The 638-nt window shown below is 68.5% G+C and carries 2 protein-coding genes; both read right to left on the bottom strand.

Annotation, left to right across the window (positions count from 1 at the left end):
- On the bottom strand, nucleotides 1–340 hold a 340-nt coding region (locus AC1DTN_RS38155), incomplete at its 3' end, for a Rossmann-fold NAD(P)-binding domain-containing protein (RefSeq protein WP_477925356.1).
- A gap of 5 nt (nucleotides 341–345) precedes the next feature.
- Nucleotides 346–638 (bottom strand): GNAT family N-acetyltransferase (locus tag AC1DTN_RS38150; protein ID WP_477925354.1); only part of this gene is annotated, 293 nt, incomplete at its 5' end.

Genomic DNA, 638 nt, shown 5'->3' with positions numbered 1-638 from the left:
GCATGTCGCGATGCAGGTCGAGCACCGCATGCGTCACGTACTCGACCATGCCTTGCACGATGCCGGGCTCGACCATGCGCACCACCGGCAAGTCCGGCGGCAGCGCCGCGAAGTCGAACTGGTCGACGCCGGCGCCGGAAGAGAACAACACCTTCAGGTTGGGGAAGCGCTCGGCCAGATTTGGCGGTGGCTCCCAGGCCGCGAGGAAGCGCACCTGCGCCGGGTCGCCAATATCGGGCCAGATGCGAAAGTCGATCGCCGGCGCGCAGCGCTGGAACACCTCGGCCCACTGGCGGCCGCGAACCGGGTCGGACTTGTAGAGGAAGGTGGTTCTGCTCATCGTGATCAGCCCGTGGCCTGCGTAACGATTGCGAACAGGGACGACCCGCCGGGCGGCCGACCGGGCGGCACGGCGAGCGGCGCGCCGCGCATCATCGTCGTCAGCGTGTCCACGCGCAGCAGGCCGATGCTCTCGAGCCATTCGGCCAGGCCGCTGGCGAAGTCGATATCGATGCGCGTGAAGTTGCCGGCGTTCATCCCGGCAAGGTGCGCGATCAATGCCTTCGCGCCTTCGGCATCGGGCGCCACCACCGGACCGATCGCGTGCCCGCGTCCGAAGCGGCGCAGCATGGCAAAGC

It is taken from the genome of Rhizobium sp. 01T444, from assembly GCF_056398305.1.
Note: the sequence above shows the minus strand (reverse complement) of the source record. Positions and strands in the feature narration are given on the sequence as shown.